Origin of the sequence: Klebsiella sp. HMSC25G12, assembly GCF_001807705.1 — a bacterium.
GTDB classification, from domain to species: domain Bacteria; phylum Pseudomonadota; class Gammaproteobacteria; order Enterobacterales; family Enterobacteriaceae; genus Klebsiella; species Klebsiella variicola.
The window spans coordinates 1-21,042 of record NZ_KV789926.1; the positions used below are offsets into that span (position 1 = coordinate 1).

At 52.7% G+C, this 21,042-nt stretch carries 17 protein-coding genes; 14 read left to right on the forward strand and 3 right to left on the reverse strand.

Annotation, left to right across the window (positions count from 1 at the left end):
- Positions 1-172 precede the first annotated feature (172 nt).
- From mazG to eno, 3 genes are all read left to right on the forward strand, one after another.
- The gene (mazG, locus tag HMPREF3096_RS25595; protein ID WP_016161725.1) at positions 173-964 is read left to right on the forward strand and encodes a nucleoside triphosphate pyrophosphohydrolase; all 792 of its coding nucleotides are present in this window, start codon (positions 173-175) and stop codon (positions 962-964) included.
- 280 nt (positions 965-1,244) lie between these two features.
- Entirely contained in the window at positions 1,245-2,882 is a 1,638-nt protein-coding gene (gene pyrG / locus HMPREF3096_RS25600; RefSeq protein WP_008806244.1) for a glutamine hydrolyzing CTP synthase, read from the forward strand.
- A gap of 80 nt (positions 2,883-2,962) precedes the next feature.
- Positions 2,963-4,261, forward strand: a complete 1,299-nt coding sequence (eno, locus tag HMPREF3096_RS25605; protein ID WP_008806243.1) for a phosphopyruvate hydratase — start codon at positions 2,963-2,965, stop codon at positions 4,259-4,261.
- A 63-nt stretch (positions 4,262-4,324) separates the two neighbouring features.
- Here the strand turns inward: eno and HMPREF3096_RS25610 are convergent, their stop codons facing one another.
- Positions 4,325-5,434, reverse strand: a complete 1,110-nt coding sequence (locus tag HMPREF3096_RS25610; protein ID WP_008806242.1) for an SDR family oxidoreductase — start codon at positions 5,432-5,434, stop codon at positions 4,325-4,327.
- Positions 5,435-5,909: 475 nt separating this feature from the next.
- On the opposite strand from HMPREF3096_RS25610, the gene queE reads away from it, so the two are divergent.
- On the forward strand, positions 5,910-6,581 hold the full coding sequence (queE, locus tag HMPREF3096_RS25615; protein WP_008806241.1) for a 7-carboxy-7-deazaguanine synthase QueE: 672 nt from the start codon (positions 5,910-5,912) through the stop codon (positions 6,579-6,581).
- Between the two features lie 41 nt (positions 6,582-6,622).
- On the opposite strand, the gene queD is transcribed toward queE, so the two are convergent.
- Positions 6,623-6,988 carry a 6-carboxytetrahydropterin synthase QueD gene (gene queD, locus HMPREF3096_RS25620; RefSeq protein WP_012967329.1) on the reverse strand — a complete coding sequence of 122 codons (366 nt, stop codon included), beginning with the start codon at positions 6,986-6,988 and terminating at the stop codon, positions 6,623-6,625.
- A gap of 316 nt (positions 6,989-7,304) precedes the next feature.
- On the opposite strand from queD, the gene cysJ reads away from it, so the two are divergent.
- From cysJ to cysH, 3 genes are all read left to right on the forward strand, one after another.
- Positions 7,305-9,104 (forward strand): NADPH-dependent assimilatory sulfite reductase flavoprotein subunit, encoded by a 1,800-nt coding sequence (cysJ, locus tag HMPREF3096_RS25625; RefSeq protein ID WP_032731165.1) that lies wholly within the window; start codon positions 7,305-7,307, stop codon positions 9,102-9,104.
- Positions 9,104-10,816: an assimilatory sulfite reductase (NADPH) hemoprotein subunit gene (cysI, locus tag HMPREF3096_RS25630; RefSeq protein ID WP_008806239.1), complete on the forward strand. Its 1,713-nt coding sequence runs from the start codon at positions 9,104-9,106 to the stop codon at positions 10,814-10,816. The genes cysJ and cysI overlap by 1 nt, the downstream gene beginning before the upstream one ends.
- Positions 10,817-10,914: 98 nt before the next feature.
- Positions 10,915-11,649: a phosphoadenosine phosphosulfate reductase gene (gene cysH, locus HMPREF3096_RS25635; protein ID WP_008806238.1), complete on the forward strand. Its 735-nt coding sequence runs from the start codon at positions 10,915-10,917 to the stop codon at positions 11,647-11,649.
- A gap of 48 nt (positions 11,650-11,697) precedes the next feature.
- Here the strand turns inward: cysH and HMPREF3096_RS25640 are convergent, their stop codons facing one another.
- Positions 11,698-14,391, reverse strand: a complete 2,694-nt coding sequence (locus HMPREF3096_RS25640) for a CRISPR-associated helicase/endonuclease Cas3 (protein ID WP_094030710.1) — start codon at positions 14,389-14,391, stop codon at positions 11,698-11,700.
- Between the two features lie 588 nt (positions 14,392-14,979).
- On the opposite strand from HMPREF3096_RS25640, the gene casA reads away from it, so the two are divergent.
- Genes casA through cas2e form a run of 7 tightly spaced genes read left to right on the forward strand, consistent with a single transcriptional unit; the run spans position 14,980 to position 20,858 of the window.
- The gene (gene casA / locus HMPREF3096_RS25645; RefSeq protein ID WP_032731163.1) at positions 14,980-16,533 is read left to right on the forward strand and encodes a type I-E CRISPR-associated protein Cse1/CasA; all 1,554 of its coding nucleotides are present in this window, start codon (positions 14,980-14,982) and stop codon (positions 16,531-16,533) included.
- The gene (gene casB / locus HMPREF3096_RS25650; protein WP_032731162.1) at positions 16,530-17,129 is read left to right on the forward strand and encodes a type I-E CRISPR-associated protein Cse2/CasB; all 600 of its coding nucleotides are present in this window, start codon (positions 16,530-16,532) and stop codon (positions 17,127-17,129) included. Before casA ends, casB begins: the two co-directional genes overlap by 4 nt.
- Positions 17,130-17,150: 21 nt before the next feature.
- Complete coding sequence (gene cas7e, locus HMPREF3096_RS25655) at positions 17,151-18,206, forward strand: type I-E CRISPR-associated protein Cas7/Cse4/CasC (RefSeq protein WP_032731160.1); 1,056 nt, start codon at positions 17,151-17,153, stop codon at positions 18,204-18,206.
- 9 nt (positions 18,207-18,215) lie between these two features.
- The gene (cas5e, locus tag HMPREF3096_RS25660; RefSeq protein ID WP_032731159.1) at positions 18,216-18,941 is read left to right on the forward strand and encodes a type I-E CRISPR-associated protein Cas5/CasD; all 726 of its coding nucleotides are present in this window, start codon (positions 18,216-18,218) and stop codon (positions 18,939-18,941) included.
- Positions 18,941-19,645 (forward strand): type I-E CRISPR-associated protein Cas6/Cse3/CasE, encoded by a 705-nt coding sequence (cas6e, locus tag HMPREF3096_RS25665; RefSeq protein WP_032731158.1) that lies wholly within the window; start codon positions 18,941-18,943, stop codon positions 19,643-19,645. The genes cas5e and cas6e overlap by 1 nt, the downstream gene beginning before the upstream one ends.
- Positions 19,645-20,562 (forward strand): type I-E CRISPR-associated endonuclease Cas1e, encoded by a 918-nt coding sequence (cas1e, locus tag HMPREF3096_RS25670; RefSeq protein ID WP_012967337.1) that lies wholly within the window; start codon positions 19,645-19,647, stop codon positions 20,560-20,562. Before cas6e ends, cas1e begins: the two co-directional genes overlap by 1 nt.
- Positions 20,563-20,564: 2 nt before the next feature.
- Positions 20,565-20,858 (forward strand): type I-E CRISPR-associated endoribonuclease Cas2e, encoded by a 294-nt coding sequence (gene cas2e, locus HMPREF3096_RS29985; RefSeq protein ID WP_012967338.1) that lies wholly within the window; start codon positions 20,565-20,567, stop codon positions 20,856-20,858.
- Positions 20,859-21,042 lie beyond the last annotated feature (184 nt).

The window sequence follows — 21,042 nt, forward strand, 5'->3', positions numbered from 1 at the left end:
GCGGCGACTGGCCGCCCCCTGTGCGCTCCCTGTACCACAGGAGACATATGGCAGAACATTTACCGGGAGCGCAAAGTACGCTGGAGTCACACGTGAAAAACGCTTTTCCCGGGCTCAAAAGTTGCAAACCGATATCAATTTCTACCATTTTTTACATTTCCAGGATCCTCACATGACCCAAATCGACCGCCTGCTCGGCATTATGAAGCGCCTGCGCGACCCGGAAAACGGCTGCCCGTGGGATAAAGAGCAGACCTTTGCCACTATCGCCCCTTACACCCTTGAGGAGACCTACGAGGTCCTCGATGCTATCCAGCGGGAAGATTTTGACGACCTGCGCGGTGAGCTGGGCGATCTGCTGTTCCAGGTGGTGTTCTATGCGCAAATGGCGCAGGAAGAAGGACGCTTTAACTTTGACGATATCTGCGCTGCCATCAGCGATAAGCTGGAGCGTCGCCATCCCCATATTTTCGCTGATGCTACCGCAGGAAACAGCAGCGAAGTCCTGGCGCGCTGGGAGCAGATCAAAAGCGCGGAGCGGGCGGAAAAAGCCCAGCACTCGGCGCTGGACGATATTCCCCATAGCCTGCCGGCGCTAATGCGCGCGCACAAAATCCAGCGCCGCTGCTCGGCAGTGGGTTTCGACTGGACCTCGCTGGGACCGGTGCTCGACAAGGTGCATGAAGAAATTGATGAAGTGATGCATGAAGCGCAGCAGGCGGTGGTGGATGAAGCAAAACTGGAAGAGGAAGTGGGCGATCTGCTGTTCGCCACGGTGAATTTATCCCGTCATTTAGGGGTCAAAGCCGAGGTGGCGCTGCAGAAAGCAAACCGCAAATTTGAGCGTCGCTTCCGCGAGGTCGAGCGCATTGTCGCCGCCCGCGGCCTGGAAATGACCGGCATCGACCTCGATACCATGGAAGAAGTGTGGCAGGAAGTAAAACGCCAGGAAACTGATCTCTAACGAGTTTTCGTGATCAAGCGCGATTTGTGTGATTTTATAAATAACAAGCGCTTGATTTACGTCAAAAACATTTCGCCAAAAGCGTCTATTTTCTCTTTCCGTTATGTCGTTGAAACACCATGTAGCCTGCCTCTTCGAGTTGTTCGAGTCGCAACACAGGTGCAACTTGAAGAACGAAGGGGAGGGGAAGAATGAAAGTTTGTGGCGTCACGCATGTTCGGGTATACTACTTTCCCGTCCTGGTTATTCCATCGTTTTACCCTAACTTCTCAGGTTCAGCATGACAACGAACTATATTTTTGTGACCGGCGGGGTCGTATCCTCTCTGGGTAAAGGCATTGCCGCAGCCTCCCTGGCAGCCATTCTTGAAGCCCGTGGTCTCAACGTGACCATCATGAAACTGGATCCGTATATCAACGTCGATCCGGGCACCATGAGCCCAATCCAGCATGGGGAAGTGTTCGTTACTGAAGACGGCGCAGAAACCGATCTGGACCTGGGCCACTATGAGCGTTTCATCCGTACCAAGATGACGCGTCGCAACAACTTCACCACCGGCCGTATCTACTCCGACGTACTGCGCAAAGAGCGCCGTGGCGACTATCTGGGTGCCACCGTTCAGGTTATTCCACACATCACCAACGCTATCAAAGAGCGCGTACTGGCGGGCGGCGAAGGCCATGACGTCGTACTGGTGGAAATCGGCGGTACCGTAGGCGATATCGAATCCCTGCCGTTCCTCGAAGCCATTCGTCAGATGGCGGTAGAGATCGGCCGCGAGCATACCCTGTTTATGCACCTGACCCTGGTGCCGTACATGGCCGCTGCGGGCGAAGTCAAAACCAAGCCGACCCAGCACTCCGTGAAAGAGCTGCTTTCCATCGGTATCCAGCCAGATATCCTGATCTGCCGCTCAGACCGCGCGGTTCCGGCCAACGAACGAGCCAAAATTGCTTTGTTCTGTAACGTTCCGGAAAAGGCTGTGATTTCTCTGAAAGACGTCGATTCCATTTATAAAATTCCGGGCCTGTTGAAATCTCAGGGGCTGGACGATTATATTTGTAAACGATTCAGCTTAACTTGTCCGGAAGCAAACCTGGCCGAATGGGAACAGGTAATCTATGAAGAAGCCAATCCGGCAGGCGAAGTCACCATTGGTATGGTCGGTAAGTACATTGAACTGCCGGATGCCTACAAGTCGGTGATTGAAGCGCTGAAACACGGTGGTCTGAAAAACCGCGTGACCGTCAACATCAAGCTGATCGATTCGCAGGATGTGGAAACGCGCGGCGTCGAAATCCTCAAGGATTTAGATGCTATCCTTATCCCGGGCGGCTTCGGCTACCGCGGTGTGGAAGGTAAGATCGCCACCGCGCGCTATGCGCGTGAGAACAATATTCCTTATCTGGGCATCTGCCTGGGTATGCAGGTTGCGCTGATTGAGTTCGCGCGCAACGTAGCGGGTATGGAAAACGCCAACTCGACGGAATTTGTGCCAGACTGTAAATACCCGGTTGTGGCCCTGATTACCGAATGGCGTGACGAAGATGGCAACGTTGAAGTCCGCTCCGAGAAGAGCGATCTGGGCGGCACCATGCGCCTGGGCGCACAGCAGTGCCAGCTGGATGATGAATCTCTGGTGCGCCAGCTGTACGGCGAGCCGACCATCACCGAGCGCCATCGTCACCGCTACGAAGTCAACAACATGTTGTTGAAACCGATTGAAGCTGCTGGTCTGCGCGTTGCGGGCCGTTCCGGGGATGATCAGTTGGTCGAGATCATCGAAGTGCCGAACCATCCGTGGTTTGTTGCCTGCCAGTTCCACCCGGAGTTTACTTCGACGCCGCGTGATGGGCACCCGCTGTTTGCTGGCTTTGTGAAAGCCGCGAGCGAGTACCAGAAGCGTCAGGCGAAGTAAAAGAGTTAGAACGGCAATGCACCCAACTGGGTGCATTGTTTGTCTGGAGTTTTAGTTTAACTTGTACTGAGGAAAACCTAATGTCCAAAATCGTTAAAGTCATCGGTCGTGAAATCATCGACTCCCGTGGTAACCCGACTGTTGAAGCCGAAGTACACCTGGAAGGTGGTTTCGTCGGTATGGCAGCTGCTCCGTCAGGTGCTTCTACTGGTTCCCGCGAAGCGCTGGAACTGCGCGATGGCGACAAATCCCGTTTTCTGGGTAAAGGCGTAACCAAAGCTGTTGCTGCGGTAAACGGCCCGATCGCTCAGGCAATCCTGGGCAAAGATGCTAAAGATCAGGCTGGCATCGACAAGATCATGATCGACCTGGACGGTACTGAAAACAAATCTAACTTCGGTGCGAACGCTATCCTGGCTGTTTCTCTGGCAAACGCCAAAGCAGCTGCAGCGTCCAAAGGCCTGCCGCTGTACGCGCACATCGCGGAACTGAACGGCACTCCGGGCAAATACTCCATGCCGGTTCCGATGATGAACATCATCAACGGTGGTGAGCACGCTGACAACAACGTCGACATCCAGGAATTCATGATTCAGCCGGTTGGCGCGCCGACCCTGAAAGAAGCCGTACGCATGGGTTCTGAAGTGTTCCATCACCTGGCGAAAGTGCTGAAGTCCAAAGGCATGAACACTGCCGTTGGTGACGAAGGCGGCTATGCGCCGAACCTGGGTTCTAACGCCGAAGCACTGGCTGTTATCGCTGAAGCGGTTAAAGCTGCTGGCTACGAGCTGGGTAAAGACATCACCCTGGCGATGGACTGCGCAGCATCTGAATTCTACAAAGACGGTAAATACGTTCTGGCTGGCGAAGGCAACAAAGCGTTCACCTCTGAAGAGTTCACTCACTTCCTGGAAGACCTGACCAAACAGTACCCGATCGTCTCCATCGAAGATGGCCTGGACGAATCTGACTGGGACGGTTTCGCATACCAGACCAAAGTACTGGGCGACAAAATCCAGCTGGTTGGTGACGACCTGTTCGTAACCAACACCAAGATCCTGAAAGAAGGCATCGAAAAAGGCATCGCTAACTCCATCCTGATCAAATTCAACCAGATCGGTTCTCTGACCGAAACTCTGGCTGCCATCAAGATGGCGAAAGACGCTGGCTACACCGCTGTCATCTCTCACCGTTCTGGCGAAACTGAAGACGCGACCATCGCTGACCTGGCTGTCGGTACCGCTGCAGGCCAGATCAAAACCGGTTCTATGAGCCGTTCTGACCGCGTTGCTAAATACAACCAGCTGATTCGTATCGAAGAAGCGCTGGGTGAGCAAGCGCCGTTCAACGGTCGTAAAGAGATCAAAGGCCAGGCATAATCCTGTCTTTGTGAAATAATAATGCCAGCCTCAGGGCTGGCATTTTTTTTACCTCGTCGGCGATTATTTAAAATCGACGGCCATTTGCTGGGGGATCGACAGCCCGCGAGTGGTCTCCACGCAGCGGTCGATATAATCCGTAAAACGCGGTGGTTTTGGCATTCCCATGCTCAACAGCTTGTCGTTACTAAAGCGCACATTCAACGTAGCGAACGCGCCATATAAGCGCATGGCTTTCAGCATCAGACGTTCATTGCATGGCCCAAATATCCCTTTCAGTTCACGACGCATTTTGACCAGCGTGTCATAGCTGACCTGGGCGTACTTATCCCCCACCGGGGCCTGTTCGAGGGCCTGAGCCATCGCCCGGTCGATTTCGGCAAACTTCACGCTATTCTCCTCCCCGGCAGAGATGTGCACCACTTCGCCGTGAGCCAGCGGCTGGTTAAGCAGCATCAGCAGGGCATCAGCGCAGTAGTCCACCGGGATGACATCGATTCGGTCCTCCATGGAACATAAAAATTTCTGCAGCATCAGCCCCATGCTGAACACCCAGAAAATACTGCTGGAAGGCCGGCAGCCGTGATGGGTATGACCCACCACGATAGAAGGGCGGGCAATGACCAGCGGCAGTGTAGGGCAATGCTGCTGCATCAACTGCTCGATGGTTGATTTCGAGTGGGTGTATTCCACCAGGTGCTCAGCGCGTTCCCGAAACTCCGCGCTTTCGGCGACCAGTGAATCCGGCTCAGGCGAACATGACATCGCTGTGCCGACGTGCAGAAAACGCTGCAGACCCTCAACCTGCGCCATCCGTTGCGCCAGGCGCAGCGTACCCTCAACGTTAACCTTCCAGATGAGCGGGTTGCTGCCAAACGAGGCGACAGCGGCGCAGTTGAGGACATGCGTCACCTGATCGAGGCGCGGATCGTTAAGAAAATGCTCCGGAGAAGCGAGATCGCCCAGCAGGATATGCTGCGGGTGAAGCATCGCCAGCTTCTCCTCGGCGATGTTGAACTTACGCATGTTCTCTTTGACCCGTTCGAGGCCTGCCTCGGGGCTATCAGCACGCACGAGCAGTAGCAGATCTAACCGGGTTTCCTGATGGAGTATTTTCTCTAACGCGGCACCGCCCAGAAACCCCGTAACGCCGGTAATTAATAATGTGGTCATAAACGCTATCTCATTATGGTTGGTCTGCGGGATTCTAGGCGGGCAAAAGTAAACGACGATTAAATAAAAAAGGGGCCCGATCAGGGATTTATTAAGACCAGTTTAAGGTTATTATCACCGGCGGGTTGAATTGGACTCGCAGATCGGCCAGATAATTCACTCTTTCATGTATCAGTTTGTACATCACTGTATTTTAAGGTTTTTTATTTTGCTGTCTGGACCTTTTATTTTATCCTGAATGACAGGAATAACATTTTCTGTTACACATTTTCAGTCCACGTGTCAGAATATTAATTATTTTAATTCTTATCATGCTAATAAATTAAGCCAAAAGAAAAGATTGTTTCTTTAATCAATAATATTATTCCCGACACGGATATTGACGAAGGGGTAAAAAAGGGATCGCAGCGCAGGACAAGACCTGTGCGCTGAAATCTGCGATAATGGACGTTTATGACCCTAAACAGAGATGACTATGCAGTACCCGATTAACGAGATGTTCCAGACCCTGCAAGGCGAGGGTTACTTCACCGGCGTGCCTGCCATTTTTATTCGTCTGCAGGGATGCCCGGTAGGATGCGCGTGGTGCGACACTAAGCATACCTGGGACAAGCTGGCCGATCGGGAAGTGTCGTTGTTCAGCATCCTGGCGAAAACCAAAGAGAGCGATAAGTGGGGGCCGGCAAGCAGCGAGGATCTGCTGGCGATTATTGGGCGCCAGGGGTGGACTGCCCGCCACGTGGTCATTACCGGCGGTGAACCCTGCATTCATGATTTAACGCCGTTAACCTCGCTTCTGGAACAAAACGGCTTTAGCTGTCAGATTGAAACCAGCGGCACCCATGAAGTGCGCTGCAGCCACAACACCTGGGTGACGGTATCCCCGAAGGTCAATATGCGTGGTGGGTATGATGTGCTGTCGCAGGCTCTGCAGCGGGCGGATGAGATCAAGCATCCGGTAGGGCGCGTCCGCGACATCGAAGCGCTGGACGAACTGCTGGAAACGCTGAGCGATGACAAACCGCGGATCATCGCCCTGCAGCCGATCAGTCAGAAAGAAGACGCGACGCGCCTGTGTATCGACACCTGCATCGCCCGTAACTGGCGCCTGTCCATGCAGACGCACAAATATTTGAATATTGCCTGATAAAAAAGCCCGGCAGCATACTGACCGGGCTTTTTTTTCGCTTACTCGCCGCGATAGATGCAGCCAGCGGTGCAGGTCTCTTTGACCATCACGGCGCTCAGCAGCGGTACCCTCGGTTTCATCTCATCCCAGATCCATTTCGCCAGCACTTCGCTGGTGGGGTTTTCCAGACCGGGGATATCGTTCAGATAATAGTGGTCCAGGCGATCGTATGTCGGCTTGAAGGCGGCCTTCAGCTCGGCAAAATCCATGATCCACCCGGTATGGGGATCGACTTCACCGGTGATCTCCAGACGCACCATAAAGGAGTGGCCATGCAGGCGACCGCATTTGTGCCCTTCCGGGACGTGCGGCAGGTGGTGGGCGGCTTCGAAGGTGAAATCTTTAAACAGCGTGGTGGACATCATTGACTCTCAACAGGACGAAAAAAACCGCCGTAGGGTACCGGAAAGCACATTTTTTCGCATTAACTAAAACGGCCCTGAACAGAAAATGGACACATTTATCTGGGTTATCTGAATTAAATGGTTATATTTCATGTGGTTATTTAATCGATTTTGTTGTTAATAACTACAACTAAAACAGGTTAGTCCATTTGGTTATTTATTATTTCCATCCCTTCTTTAATTGTTACTATCAGCACCGTTACCCTTCTATTCTCTTCTGTTTTTGTCGCGCTGACAGGGCGCGAACAACAGCTTTGCTTACTGGAACAAACGACGCATGACGACACAGGCCACACCTTCCAACTTGCTGCCGCTCAACCCGGAGCAACTGGCGCGCCTTCAGGCGGCCACCACTGACTTCACGCCCACTCAGCTTGCCTGGGTGTCTGGCTATTTCTGGGGCGTGCTGAATCAGCAGTCCGGCGCGGCTGTGGCCGTTCCTGCCCAGGCCGCTGAGGTGCCCTCGATCACGCTGATTTCCGCCTCGCAAACCGGCAATGCCCGCCGCGTCGCCGAAGCGCTGCGCGACGATCTGCTGGCAGCGAAGCTGAACGTGAAGCTGGTGAATGCAGGCGATTATAAATTCAAACAAATTGCTGCGGAAAAACTGCTGGTGGTCGTGACGTCCACCCAGGGGGAAGGTGAGCCGCCGGAAGAAGCGGTCGCATTGCATAAGTTCCTGTTCTCGAAAAAAGCGCCGAAGCTGGACGGGACCGCGTTCGCTGTCTTTGGCCTCGGCGATACTTCTTATGAATTCTTCTGCCAGTCTGGCAAAGATTTCGACAGCAAACTGGCCGAGCTCGGCGCGGAACGCCTGCTCGATCGCGTCGATGCCGACGTCGAATATCAGACCGCGGCTGCGGAATGGCGCGCGCGCGTCGTTGAGGTGCTGAAAGCCCGTGCGCCAGTTGCCGCGCCCGCCCAGCTGGCCACCAGCGGCGCGGTGAACGACATCCATACCAGCCCGTACACCAAAGAGGCTCCGCTGTCGGCGACCTTGTCGGTCAACCAGAAAATCACTGGCCGCGATTCCGAAAAAGATGTGCGCCATATCGAAATTGACCTCGGTGATTCCGGTCTGCGCTATCAGCCGGGCGACGCGCTGGGCGTCTGGTATCAAAACGATCCTCAACTGGTCAAAGAGCTGGTGGAGCTGCTATGGCTGAAAGGTGACGAGCCGGTAACCGTTGATGGCAAAACTCTGCCGCTGACGGAAGCGCTGGAGTGGCATTTTGAGCTGACGGTTAACACCGCGACTATCGTCGAAAACTACGCCACCCTGACCCGCAGCGAATCGCTGCTGCCGCTGGTGGGCGATAAAGCTCAGCTGCAGCAGTATGCCGCTGCGACGCCGATCGTCGATATGGTCCGTTTCTCGCCGGCACAGCTGGACGCCGAGGCGTTAATCGGTCTGCTGCGTCCGCTGACGCCGCGCCTGTACTCCATTGCCTCCTCACAGGCGGAAGTGGAGAGCGAAGTGCATGTCACCGTGGGTGTGGTGCGCTATGAAATAGAAGGCCGCGCCCGGGCTGGCGGTGCCTCCAGCTTCCTCGCCGACCGTGTGGAAGAAGATGGCGAAGTCCGCGTCTTTATTGAACACAACGACAACTTCCGTCTGCCGGCTAACCCGGAGACGCCGGTGATCATGATTGGCCCGGGCACCGGCATTGCGCCGTTCCGCGCCTTTATGCAGCAGCGCGCAGCGGACGGGGCGCAAGGCAAGAACTGGTTGTTCTTCGGCAACCCGCACTTCACTGAAGATTTCCTCTATCAGGTAGAGTGGCAGAGCTATGTGAAGGAAGGTCTGCTGACCCGTATCGATCTGGCCTGGTCCCGCGATCAACAACAAAAAGTCTATGTACAGGACAAACTGCGCGAGCAGGGGGCCGAGCTCTGGCGCTGGATCAATGATGGCGCCCACATTTATGTCTGCGGCGACGCCAATCGTATGGCGAAAGACGTGGAACATACTTTACTGGAAGTGATTGCCGAATACGGCGCGATGGACGCCGAAGCGGCGGACGAATTTTTAAGTGAGCTGCGCGTTGAGCGCCGTTATCAGCGAGATGTCTACTAATGAGCGAAAAACATCCGGGGCCTTTAGTGGTCGAAGGTAAACTGACCGATGCCGAGCGCATGAAGCTTGAGAGCAACTACCTGCGCGGCACCATTGCGGAAGATTTAAACGACGGTCTGACCGGCGGTTTTAAAGGCGATAACTTCCTGCTGATCCGTTTCCACGGCATGTACCAGCAGGACGATCGCGATATCCGCGCGGAACGCGCCGCCCAGAAGCTGGAGCCGCGCCATGCGATGCTGCTGCGCTGCCGTCTGCCGGGCGGGGTGATCACCACCACCCAGTGGAAGGCGATCGATAAGTTTGCCGCGGACAACACCATTTACGGCAGTATTCGTCTGACCAACCGGCAGACGTTCCAGTTCCACGGCATTCTGAAAAAGAACGTCAAGCCGGTGCATCAGATGCTGCATTCGGTGGGGCTGGACGCGCTGGCCACCGCCAACGATATGAACCGTAATGTGCTGTGCACCTCCAACCCGTACGAGTCGCAGCTGCACGCTGAGGCCTACGAGTGGGCGAAAAAGATCTCCGAGCATCTGCTGCCGCGTACCCGCGCTTATGCCGAGATCTGGCTGGATCAGAAAAAGGTCGCCACTACTGACGAAGAGCCGATCCTCGGTCAGACCTATCTGCCGCGTAAGTTTAAAACCACGGTGGTGATCCCGCCGCAGAACGATATCGATCTGCACGCTAACGACATGAACTTCGTGGCGATTGCCGAAAATGGCAAGCTGGTAGGCTTTAACCTGCTGGTGGGCGGCGGTCTCTCTATCGAACACGGCAACAAGAAAACCTACGCCCGCACGGCGAGCGAATTCGGTTATCTGCCGCTGGAGCATACTCTGGCGGTGGCGGAAGCGGTCGTGACTACCCAGCGCGACTGGGGCAACCGTACCGACCGTAAGAATGCGAAAACCAAGTACACCCTTGAGCGCGTTGGCGTCGAAACCTTCAAGGCGGAAGTGGAGCGCCGGGCCGGCATTAAGTTTGAGCCGATCCGCCCGTACGAATTCACCGGCCGCGGCGACCGCATCGGCTGGGTGAAGGGGATTGATGACAAATGGCACCTGACGCTGTTTATTGAAAACGGCCGCATTCTCGATTATCCGGGTCGTCCGCTGAAGACTGGCCTGCTGGAGATTGCTAAGATCCATAAAGGCGAATTCCGCATCACCGCCAACCAGAACCTGATCGTTGCCAGCGTACCGGAAGATCAGAAGGCGCGGATCGAGAAGCTGGCGCGGGATCATGGTCTGATGAATGCCGTTACTCCGCAGCGCGAAAACTCGATGGCCTGCGTCTCCTTCCCGACCTGCCCGTTGGCAATGGCGGAAGCCGAACGTTTCCTGCCGTCGTTTATCGACAAGGTGGAAGGGGTGATGAACAAGCACGGCGTGAGCGATGAGCATATCGTCACCCGCGTCACCGGCTGCCCGAACGGCTGCGGCCGCGCGATGCTGGCGGAAGTGGGACTGGTGGGCAAAGCGCCGGGGCGCTACAACCTGCACCTTGGCGGTAACCGCAGCGGCACCCGTATCCCGCGGATGTACCGTGAGAATATTACCGAGTCGGAAATTCTCGACTCGCTAGACGAACTGGTAGGGCGCTGGGCGAAAGAGCGCGAAGCGGGTGAAGGCTTCGGCGACTTTACGGTGCGTGCGGGCATCATTCGCCCGGTGCTCGACCCAGCCCGCGATTTCTGGGAATAACATCCTGGTGCCCGGTGGCGCGTAGCGACCCGGGCCTGTAAAACCCGTAGGCCGGGCAAACGCAGTGCCGCCCGGTAAAACAGGCAAACGAGGTTTATATGTCCGTACTCGATCTAAACGCGCTTAATGCATTGCCGAAAGTGGAACGTATCCTGGCGCTGGCGGAGACCAATGCGAAGCTGGAGAAGCTCAGCGCCGAAGAACGCGTAGCGTGGGCGCTGGAAAATCTGCCTGGCGAGTATGCTTTATCTTCCAGCTTTGGCATTCAGGCGGCGGTGAGTCTGCACCTGGTGAACCAGCTGCGCCCGGATATTCCGGTGATCCTCACCGATACCGGCTATCTGTTTCCGGAAACCTATCAGTTTATCGATGAGTTAACCGACAAGCTCAAGCTGAACCTGAAGGTCTATCGGGCGCAGGAGAGCGCCGCCTGGCAGGAGGCGCGTTACGGTAAGCTGTGGGAGCAGGGCGTTGAGGGCATTGAGAAATACAATGAGATCAACAAAGTCGAGCCGATGAACCGGGCGCTGAAAGAGCTCAATACCCAGACCTGGTTCGCTGGTCTGCGCCGCGAGCAGTCCGGTAGCCGGGCGACCTTACCGGTGCTGGCTATCCAGCGCGGGGTGTTCAAGGTGCTGCCGATTATCGACTGGGATAATCGGACGGTGTATCAGTACCTGCAAAAGCACGGGCTGAAATACCACCCGCTGTGGGATCAGGGCTATCTGTCGGTAGGCGATACCCACACCACGCGCAAATGGGAGCCGGGCATGGCAGAAGAAGAGACCCGGTTCTTCGGGCTTAAACGCGAGTGCGGATTGCACGAGGGTTAAGTTTCTCTAACCAGCATGACAGATGACATTCTGCTCATGCTGGTTCTCCTATCCGTTACCTAATCCACTTTGTTTACTGTAATAGCTCGCTTCGCCGTCTGACGAAACCAGTAGTACTTGACCTGCGGGGCGACGTTGTGCCTTGCGGAATTGTTCAAGTGATTCAGCATCGGGCAGGCTAAATTCACCTGCATGCTTTTTCCACCATGAGAGGCGAACCGACAGTCTGCTCATTTCCCAGCGGAAATCGCCTTCGGCGACTATGGGATGTAATTCCCCTTCACCATCTTGCCAGGCAAGGTAGACATCCAGGCTTTCTTCACCCAGACGAGTCGAAAATTCTCTGTCGTTATCCCATAAAAAATCACTGGCCTCTCGAGCGTAGCCAACATCGTGACGTAATAGATTTTGCGCAGCAACCGATCGTTGACTGAGAACGTTGCCGAAAGCGACATCAGATAAGGTTTGCAGCTCTGGTGGGGCAGCTATCGTCTGCTCATAAACACCATCAACTAGCTTTCTGGCGTTATCCGGCATGCTGATTTCACCATACTGACGCAGCAACGACTGGGTACGCCACAGGCAGGCATGGTCGAGATAAACATAACCTGTACCTCGTAGTTCCTGTCCCAACCAGCCCGCTGCTGCTTGTTCCTGCCATTCAGGGGCCAGAATATGTAATATTGGAGGTTGGCGCCCATCAGGAAGAGCGGGTTTGCGTTGCCCGTCAGCATCGCGGATATGGCGTTGTAGACGACCTGCGCGTTGAATCAATAAATCCACTGGTGCCAGATCGGAGATCATCCAGTCAAAATCCAGATCAAGACTCTGTTCGACGACCTGTGTTGCGATTAATACTTTTCCTTTTCGTGCAGTAGCGGGAGCATGGTTGCCGAACCAGCTCAGCGTTTTATCTTCAATGGCAATGCGGTCAGCGAAAGCAAAGCGGCTGTGAAAGAGCACTATATCCTGTTCTGGCACCCGCCCATCGCTGCGCAACTGCTGGAAAATCTCTCGTGCCTCGTCAACCGTATTACGGATCCAGCAAACACACTGTCCGGCTGCAACAACGCGATAAATAAGCTCCAGTGCTTCCCGGCGCTGCTGTATCCAGTTAACGGTTACGGTACGCTGGACTTCTGGTCGGGTGGTTAGCGGTTGTTCCAGCAGGCCTGCCGACGAGAGGTGGCTGAGCCATGGATAACCAGCATCGACGTTGGGGATAACAACCGAACTACCGGCGCCATGACTGAACGCATTAAGTAGCTTTTCACGTAAGGTGGCGGGTAGTGTGGCGCTCAGTATGATGGCGCTCCCTCCCTGGGCGGCATGGAAACTGAGCAATCCTTCCATTAATTTCACCATGTAACCATCATAGGCATGAACCTCATCCAGCAGCAGGATTTTATCGCGCATGCCAAGTAAACGAAGCGACTGATGGCGAAATGGCATCACCGCCATTAAAAGCTGATCGAGAGTACCGACACCAACTTCAGCGAGTAGCGCTTTTTTGCGGGAATCAGCGAACCAGATGTGGCATTCACTGGCGGCGTTGCGATCGTCTTGCGCGTAATCTTCTGCCGTCTCATTGACTGGCTGCCAGATGGATTGCCGGAAAGTTTCTGACATTTCTCTTCCGCCATGAGCCAGTATAAGCGACGGCCTGGCATCATCGGCGAACAGCGCACGGTAAGCCGCCGACAAGCGTTTATACATAGCATTCGCGGTTGCCATGGTCGGCAGTCCAACGTAAAGTCCATGGCCTTTACCTGCAGACATTAAACGATGAGTCAGAATCAGTGCTGCTTCTGTTTTACCAGCTCCGGTTACGTCTTCCAGAATAATGAGTTGCGGACCTGGCGATGAGATATCCAGAGTATTAGCTCGCTGCTGGAGCGGAGTGAGCGTATGGATAAAGGGAAACAGAGCTTGATGATTATGATAAAAGCTGTGTGGTGATAATGGTGGAATGGTGAGGATGGCCTGTTGCGCCTTTTCGCAGGCGAGAGGCCAATAATCTTGCAAAGGCATCGCATTGCTGACGGCGGGAAATTGAGTTTCATCTGATCCCATCCAGTCAGTGAGGGTGACAAGACCGGCAAAGAACCAGCTGTGGCGCGTTAAACTTTTCCGTCCGGTCTTGGTTTTCCAGACTGAAGGCAACGTAAAAGGAAACAACTGACTTAGCGTTTCAAGATAATGCGTGGCGGCGATGATATCCTCATCGGTAAATGCCAGTGCACTGCTATTTTGCAGGGTGTCGGGTGGAATGCCATGATGACCAGTGCTTATCTGCATCCAGATGTTTAAGGCACTGGTGAAACTACCCCGGTTTTCGGGATCAATACCGGCAATGATGTCGTTATTTCCTTCCTGCCAGGCGTCGCTAATTTTTCCCCATAAATAGAAGCCTAACGTATCGTGCCGCTCAAATGCAGCAATTGTGCTCACAGGTGGAACCAGTGGCGTATCGGGGAACGAGGCATATCTTTGAAAGCCTCTGGCGAATTTGCCGATATCATGGCTGGCAAGCAACCATATCATCCATCTTTCAGCATCCTTATCGATAATATTACATTCTTCCAAAATATCTCTGGAATTAAAAATATTGTTTTTTATTATGTAATATCCACAGGCGGCCACATCCAGACAATGATATGCCAGTAGATGATAAGGCTTTATTTTTGTGGAAGTTACTTTACTGGTTTTTCCCCAATAACGAAGATAATTGATATATCTCATAAATGTCCTCATTTTTGTAGCGAGGAAAATATAACGACGTTAATCTTAGTGCGAGATAGTAAGAACAGACCAGATGTTTTTTACCTTTAACGCAAGAGGGTTATCCCCGCTAGCGCGGGGAACGGGTTGCATTTTAGCTTCGGCTACATGGCCTATTGCGGTTCATCCTCATTGAAATGAGGAACGTAGCAATTTTAGCAGGACTACAGAAAATGTACATCGAGGTTAGGGCTAAATAGCATATTGCTTTTTTACCGTTGCGTTCAACTTCTAAACCCACTACGATGGAGTTCAACAGGGGAAGCCTTTGGCACTCCAGCAATGGAGCCCCCTGGATAGGAGGGCATCCATTGCCGAAGCGACGTAGCACTTGCATTCTAAACGGACGTCCTGGTCGCCAGCAACTAAAAACGGTACCTGTATGGTGATTACCTTTACGCTTAATCATGCAGAAATGATGATGTTTTTAGCTTTACTCTGTTCAGCATTGAAGCGTTAATGTCCGGTAGGCTCCGAAAGGAGCCTACTTTATAGGTATTTTGTTTAGTTGGTGGTTCAGCCTCGCTCCAGTTTTACAGGAGTCACTCAATGGATTTAACCAGGGAAAAATGGCTTCCCGTCGTCTTATACAGCGGCAAGCATACAAAAATCGCATTAACTGAACTTCTTGATAATCAAATTCGTGATGTAGCCTATCCACGATCCGATTTTCAGGGGGCTGCATGGCAAATGCTCATCGGCATTCTACAGTGCACTATCGTGCCAGAGGATAAAGATGACTGGGAGGATATTTGGAACGAAGGTATCGAACCTGAACGCTGGGAGGAAGCACTCCAGGCATTGTCTCCCGTTCTCCAATTTGGTGAGCAAAAGCCCTCGTTCCTGCAAAGTTTTGATCCTCTGGATAGCGAATATGGTTCCATTGCCGGATTGTTAATTGATGCACCCGGCGGTAACACGCTTAAGCTCAATAAAGATCATTTTGTTAAACGTGGTCAAGTTGAACATATCTGCCCGGACTGCGCCGCGATAGCATTATTTACGATTCAGACCAATTCCCCTGCCGGTGGGGCGGGTTATCGGGTAGGGATGCGCGGCGGCGGGCCGCTTACTACGCTGGTTGTACCAAAAGAGGAAGATAAATATCCTCTCTGGCAAAAACTTTGGCTCAACGTTTTGCCGCTGGCGCAGAAACCTACCCCTGCACAACATGCGCTTATTTTCCCCTGGCTTGCACCAACTAAAACCAGCGATAAGGCCGGAAATGTCGTGACGCCTGAAAATGCCCATCCGTTACAGGCGTACTGGGGAATGCCGCGGCGAATCGAATTAGATTTCACTAAAACCGTGGCCGGCGTTTGTAATTTATGTGGAGACAGTCATCCGTCGCTACTATTGCAAATGCGCAGTAAAAACTATGGTGTTCAATATGATAGCTGGATCCATCCCTTCTCACCTTATCGGCAGGCATTGAAAGATCCCTCTGCGCCTTGGCTGGCTCTGAAGGGGCAGCCAGGCGGGTTAAATTATAAAGACTGGCTCGGGTTGCTCATGAAACGCGAGGATAAATTTAACCGAATGCAACCTGCAAAGGTGGTTCTGGCTGCCGGGCGGCGTAAAAAATTGGGCCTGTGGTGTTTTGCTTGGGATATGGATAATGCGAAAGCTCGCTGCTGGTATCAGCATCGTATTCCTTTGATCCGTGTTGCTCATGAAGAGCAATTTATTGCCGTCCTCAATAACGTATTGGTATTCGCATCGGAAGCGCTGTCGCTGCTGAGATACGCGTTTAAAAGCGCTAAGTTTGATACGCCAAAAGAAGCCAAAATGGATTTCAGTATGGTGGATATTGCGTTCTGGCAGGAAACTGAACCCGCTTTTCGGCAGCTTCTCGACGCACTGGAGCAGAATCCGTTACGCCAGGATGCCCCTTCCCGTCATGCATTGCGTCAGTGGGATCGGGAACTCCTTCGGTATCTCTTACAGGTATTTGACCGTGATGCTCTAACCGATCCTGATAGTCCCGACGACATTCTGTTGCGCCAGCTTGCGGCTCGACGAGAACTTGAGAGCAGCTACCGTAAACACAAAGCGCGCAAGGAAATCTTGATGCTTGCCGAGGAACCAAAGGAGACTCTATGAACAGTCATACTGCAATGTTGTGCAAAATCACGCACCCTGATGCTCAGAAAGCATTGCTGGAATGGTTTGCCATCCTGTCTGAACGTTATGAGCGCCGGGACGATAAGCGAATCAACGGCCGGGCCTGGCGTGCGGAGCTGAAAAAAATGACCCCGCCATATGGGGTGATGATGTGTGAAGCTTATGGCGCGCTTCGCCAGGCCCTGCTTAAATATATTCCCTTACAGCCTGTTGATGAAATGGCTCTGGCGCTGTTTATCAGCGTCGCTGCGCATATTAAAAGTCATAAAGAAAAAGCCAGTTTTGCCGCACAATTGGGAGAAAAGCTAAATGGAACAACGGCATGTGTTTCTGCTCTGCGCTTTGAACGTTTGCAAAAGGCGGCCGATCCGGAAACTTTCTGTCAGTTGCTAATTCAGGTGGTGAATATTCGTGGGGCGGAAGGAGTGAATGTCTTGTCTCTGGCCGACAGTATTTTCTTGTGGATGGAAGAATGGCAACGTCGTGAAAATCATGAGCCAGAACACCGAGATCCCTTTAAGCGAAACCGCATCCGCTGGGCTAACGAATATCTTTCAACATCCTATGGCAAATAAGTAACTTAGAGGGATTTAATAATGACCACTTTTATTCAGTTGCACTTATTAACGGCATATGCACCCGCTAACCTTAACCGTGACGATTCCGGCAGGCCTAAAACGGCATTTATGGGCGGTGTAGAGCGCCTGCGAGTGTCGTCACAAAGCCTAAAACGTGCCTGGCGCGTTTCGGAAACGTTTGAAGAAGCAATGGATGGTTTCATCGGTAAGCGCACTCGTCGAATTGGAGTGGACTATGTCTATCGTCCAATGATTGCTGCAGATACTGCAGCTAAAGTCGCAAAAAGCGCGGCAGAGAAAATCGCTGAGCAGTTCGGTAAATTGAAAAATGACAAAAATGCGAATGATGAAAAAAATCTAGAGATTGAGCAGATCGTCCACGTCAGCAGTCATGAAATTCATTTGATTGAGCAATTGGTTAAAACTCTGATCGCTGAACAGCGTATACCGACCGATGAAGAGGTTAAATTACTGCGTAATGAACAGCGTAGCGTGGACATGGCATTGTTTGGCCGTATGCTGGCATCATCACCTGAGTTTAACGTTGAGGCCGCATGCCAGGTTTCTCATGCGCTGGGTGTGAGTGCCGTGACCATTGAGTCTGATTTCTTTACTGCTGTAGATGACCTCAATAATAAAGAGGATGCCGGTTCTGCTCATATGGGGGAACAGGGGTTTGCCTCAGCGCTTTTCTATACCTATCTCTGCATCAGCCGGGATTTGTTGGTAGAAAACCTCGGTGGTAATGAGGAACTAGCGAAACGCGCCATTGCGGCGCTCACCGAAACAGCACTAACTGTTTCACCAACGGGCAAGCAAAACAGCTTTGCCTCTCGCGCTTATGCTACTTATGCGCTGGCTGAAATCGGGAAAAAACAACCGCGAGCGTTGGCCGCGGCATTTTTCCAGCCCGTACGCGATACCGATCAGATACCGGCGGCGATTGCTCGCTTAAAACAGCAGCGTGATAGCTTCGATCGGGTCTATGGCAACTGTACTGACGCTTATCAAGAACTGAACGTTCAGGAAGGCATCGGATCGCTGGCGGAATTACTGGCCTTTGTCAGCCAGTAAGGATGAATGATGAAGGAATATCTGGTTTTTCAGCTCTATGCGCCACTGGCATCATGGGGAGAAGAAGCGTCAGGTGAGATCCGCCACTCTGCGGCAGTACCTACGCGATCGGCATTATTAGGATTGGTTGCCGCCGCGCTTGGGATACGCCGCGATGAAGAAGAACGGTTAAATACATTTAACCAACACTATCATTTGGCAGTGCATGCGCTAGCCTCGCAAGAGCGCTGGCTACGGGATTATCATACGGTTAGTGCGCCACGAGAAAATAAAAAGTATCGTTACTTCACGCGACGGGATGAACTGACTCTCGCGCCCGATGAAATCGGCACCCTGATTTCGCAGCGTGAATATCGTTGCGATGGTTACTGGCACGTGGCGTTAAGTGCTACCGCTGGTGCTCCGTATGCGTTGACGGCGTTGCGTGAAGCACTGCTGACACCTTATTTTCCGCTTTATCTCGGAAGAAAGTCTTGTCCGTTAGCCTTGCCGCTGGCGCCCCGATTAATGACTGGTACGTTAAAAGAGATATTTATTCTTGCTGCTCAGGAAATGTCCGCCGCGGAATTAAATGGATTTACCTCGAAAGAGGGTATTTGCTACTGGGACGATCCCGATGAAGAGAGTGTGCAATGGCAGCAGAAAATCCATAGCCATAATAACCCACTCAGCCGCCAGCGTTGGCAGTTCGGCAGCTATATCCGCTTTAGCGGTCTGTTGCAAGGGAGGGCGTGATGTACTTGTCTCGTGTCCAGCTTCTGTTCAAAAACCTTCGTCCTGAAATGTTGAAAAAATGGGAATCAGCCAGGCCTTATGCTAGTCATCAGTGGCTTTGGCAGCTTTTTCCACAACAAACGGCACGTCAGTTCTTGTTTCGTCAGGAAGCGCAAGGCTGCTTTTTTGTGCTCTCGACAACGCCGCCACTGTCCCAGCATTCTCTGTTTGTGATTGAAACCAAACCATTTAATCCACAACTGACGGAGGGCTTGATACTGGATTTTCAGCTACGGGCTAACCCGGTGATTACCCGAGATGGTAAACGCAGCGATGTGATGATGGATGCCAAATACCATGCAAAAGCAAGCGGCGTTGTAAAAGAACGCTGGTGGGAGGTACAACAACAGGCTGCTCAGGCGTGGCTGGAGAGGCAAGGGCAGCAGCATGGTTTTCGGTTGCTTGAGCCAGAGGCAGATGCTTTGGCTTTGTGGGCAGGTGAGGAATACAGGGAAATGCAGACGCGCTGTGGCTGTGTGCAAGCGTATCAACAGCATCATTTTGTTCGCCATAACCGGGAAGAACCGATCACATACAGCAGTGTGGATTTTTGCGGAACACTTTGTGTAACAGACGTTCCGCTTTTCTCCCAGGTGCTGTTCTCTGGCTTAGGTAAGAGTAAAGCGTTGGGTTGTGGGATGCTGATGGTAAAAAGGAAGCGCTAATGAGCTGGCTGCCGTTAAATCCGATCCCGCTTAAAGATCGTGTATCGATGATCTTTCTCCAGTATGGGCAAGTTGATGTTATCGATGGGGCATTCGTTTTAATCGATAAAACCGGCGTCCGTACACATATTCCTGTCGGATCGGTGGCCTGTCTGATGTTGGAACCGGGGACGCGTGTTTCTCATGCCGCTGTAAGGCTGGCGGCGACAGTGGGCACGTTGCTGGTATGGGTTGGTGAAGCGGGTGTCCGTCTCTATGCCTCTGGGCAACCAGGTGGCGCCCGTGCCGATAAATTGCTCTATCAGGCAAAGCTGGCCTTAGATGATGAGCTCCGTCTGAAAGTAGTGCGTAGAATGTTCGAGTTGCGTTTTGGTGAGCCAGCGCCAAGCCGACGTTCTGTCGAACAGTTACGCGGCATTGAAGGGAGTCGTGTGCGGGCGACTTACGCATTATTGGCGAAACAATATGGCGTAAAGTGGCAGGGACGCCGCTACGATCCGAAGGACTGGGAGAAAGGGGATACAGTCAACCAGTGTATTAGTTCGGCGACGGCCTGCCTGTATGGTGTGACGGAAGCGGCAATACTTGCTGCTGGATACGCGCCAGCGATAGGCTTTGTACATACGGGTAAACCACTTTCTTTTGTTTACGATATTGCCGATATCATCAAGTTTGATACCGTCGTGCCAAAAGCATTCGAGATTGCGCGGCGTAATCCAGCCGAGCCCGATCGCGAAGTCCGGCTAGCCTGCAGGGATATTTTCCGCAGTAGCAAAATGCTGGCGAAATTAATTCCGCTTATTGACGATGTTCTTGCGGCAGGCGAAATTCAGCCACCCCCACCACCTGAAGACGCACATCCTGTAGCTATCCCACTCCCTGTCTCTTTAGGTGATGCAGGCCATCGGAGTCGTTAACGATGAGTATGTTGGTTGTGGTGACAGAGAATGTTCCTCCGCGACTCCGTGGACGGTTAGCCGTCTGGTTGCTGGAGATTCGCGCTGGTGTGTATGTTGGGGACATCTCAACAAAGACACGAGAAATGATATGGCAACAGGTTTCCGTTCTAGCAGAAGAGGGGAATGTTGTTATGGCTTGGGCGACGAATACCGAATCCGGATTTGAGTTTCAGACATATGGTGTGAATAGACGTATTCCGGTGGATTTGGATGGACTGCGGTTAGTATCTTTCCTTCCTGTTTTAAAACAATGAGTTATATGCTCTTTAATAATGTAAAATTGTTGCTTAATTGTTGGTGAATTGTTTTTCAGTTAAAAGCTATTGATATTGAAGTCTATTTTTTTAGTGTGTTCCCCGCGCCAGCGGGGATAAACCGCAGCGCCTGGGAGGGATTCCGGATCCAGGTTAGTGTTCCCCGCGCCAGCGGGGATAAACC